This is a genomic window from Flavobacterium sp. UBA4854 (assembly GCF_002399805.1).
Lineage (GTDB): Bacteria > Bacteroidota > Bacteroidia > Flavobacteriales > Flavobacteriaceae > Flavobacterium > Flavobacterium ginsengisoli.
This window is the reverse complement of the sequence record NZ_DHEI01000134.1, coordinates 1,475-3,534: the sequence shown is the minus strand read 5'-3', so window position 1 is coordinate 3,534 and position 2,060 is coordinate 1,475. Positions and strand designations below refer to the sequence as shown.

General features: G+C 34.9%; 2 protein-coding genes. Both read right to left on the bottom strand.

From position 1 onward, the window contains the following. The coding region (locus B3J44_RS19595) for a 5-deoxy-glucuronate isomerase (protein WP_286970909.1) at positions 1–446 on the bottom strand (446 nt) is incomplete at its 3' end. Positions 447–545: 99 nt separating this feature from the next. Beyond that, the gene (locus tag B3J44_RS19590) at positions 546–2,012 is read right to left on the bottom strand and encodes an MFS transporter (protein ID WP_286970907.1); all 1,467 of its coding nucleotides are present in this window, start codon (positions 2,010–2,012) and stop codon (positions 546–548) included. Between the last annotated feature and the right edge of the window lie 48 nt (positions 2,013–2,060).

Here is a 2,060-nt window from a genome sequence, read left to right as displayed (position 1 = left end):
TTAGCTTCAGCTAAACTTACTTTTTTAGTTGGGTAAGTTGTATGTGCTGGTGCAGAGTTTAAATAGAATTTAGCAGGATTGTTTTTGTCGTCACTTTTAAAAACCACCTCTTTATTTCCCGCTCCGATGTACAAAGCATCTTTAAAACCTAACTCATAAGTTGTTCCTTCTACCACAACCGAACCGCTTCCTCCAACATTGATGATTCCTAATTCTCTACGCTCTAAAAAATAAGGCGCTTTTAAAGGATCGATCGTTTCTAAAGCTAAATCCCCTTTTACAGGAACTGCAGAACCTGCAATGTATCTGTCGTAATGCGAATAAACCAATACAACTTCATCTTCCTGCATTAAATCATCAATTAAGAATTCTTCTCTCAATTGCTGTGTATCATACTTTTTTACAGCTTCGGGGCTTGACGCGTATCTTGAACTATATTTTGTCATAATTTTAAATTAATGTAATCGATTGCACAAAATTATATTTTTATATTTAAATAGCATAATTGAAAACGAAAAAATTATTTCAATTATGCTAATTTTTCTTTAAAGATCTGTTATTGGAGCATATTTAGGAACCAATGATTTCATTACAATCCAACCTGTCAAGTAACAAATTGCACAAATTGAGAAAATAATAAAATATCCTGCTTCAATTCCTTTAAATCCCATAAAAGCCATATTTGTATCTTTAGCGTAATCAAACAAAACTCCTGATCCTTTATTGATTAAAGTTGAACCAATTCCACCAGCTAATCCTCCAATTCCTGTAATTGTTGCAATTGCTTTTTTAGGAAACATATCGCCCACGGTTGTAAAAATATTTGCCGACCAAGATTGGTGTGCTGCCCCTGCAATTCCGATAATAATTACTGGAACCCAGTAACTGATATATCCTAATGGCTGCGCGATTAAGGCCAACAATGGAAAAAAAGCAAAAATCAACATCGCTCTCATTCTTCCTTCGTACGGATTCATTCCTTTTTTCTCTACAAAATAAGTTGGTAGCCAACCTCCAATAATTGATAATAATGTAATTAAATAAAGTACAAATAATGGGAATGCCGCTTCTGTAGAATCCATTCCGTAAACAGAACTTAAATACGCTGGTGTCCAGAATAAAAAGAACCACCATACACCATCTGTCATAAATTTACCAAATGCAAAAGCCCAAGTTTGTTTGTATTTAAAACAATCTGCCAAAGATACTTTTCCTTTAGCCTCAGGTTTAAAACCTATTTTACTATCTTCAATATCATCTTGCTGAATATAAGCTAATTCTTCTGGCGTAACTTTAGAATGTCTTTCTGGTTTATCGTACATAAACATCCAGAATCCCATCCAAACGAATCCCAAGGCTCCAATGATAATAAATGACATTTCCCATCCAAATGATTTTGCAATAAAAGGAATTGTAATTGGCGCCGCTAAAGCTCCAACTGTAGCACCTGCGTTGAAAATACTAGTTGCAAAAGCTCTGTCTTTTTTAGGAAAATATTCTGCTGTTGTTTTAATTGCTGCAGGAAAGTTTCCTGCTTCTCCAACTGCTAAAACGAAACGGGCAAAAATAAATAAAGCAACACTCACATTGATAACCAATGCTGTATCGCTTATTGTCCCTATTATTTCTTTTGAACCATGAAACCCTACAAACCATTCTCCTGTAATTATTCCTGAAGTCGCAATACCGCAGAAAGCATGAAGACAGGCTCCAACTGACCAGATTCCGATTGCCCAAAGAAATCCTTTTTTAGTATCCAACCAATCTACAAATCGGCCCGCAAACAATAATGACACTGCATAAAAGATAGAAAACAAAGCGGTAATATTTCCGTAGTCGTTATTAGTCCAGTGAAATTCTGGCGCAATAAAATCGCTCCATGTTAACGACAGTACTTGTCGATCTAGGTAATTAATTGTAGTTGCAAAAAATAGCAATGCACAAATACTCCAACGGTATTTTCCAGTTGTTTTGATGCCTTGATTTACAGCAACAGTTTCGGTTTGATTCATAGTAAGTGGGTATTATAGTTTTGTAATTTTTGGTAATCTTAAAAGACT

Coding starts and splice junctions, on each gene's coding strand:
- B3J44_RS19590 (WP_286970907.1), bottom strand. CDS start 2,012: ATGAATCAAACCGAAACTGTTGCTGTAAATCAAGGCATCAAAACAACT.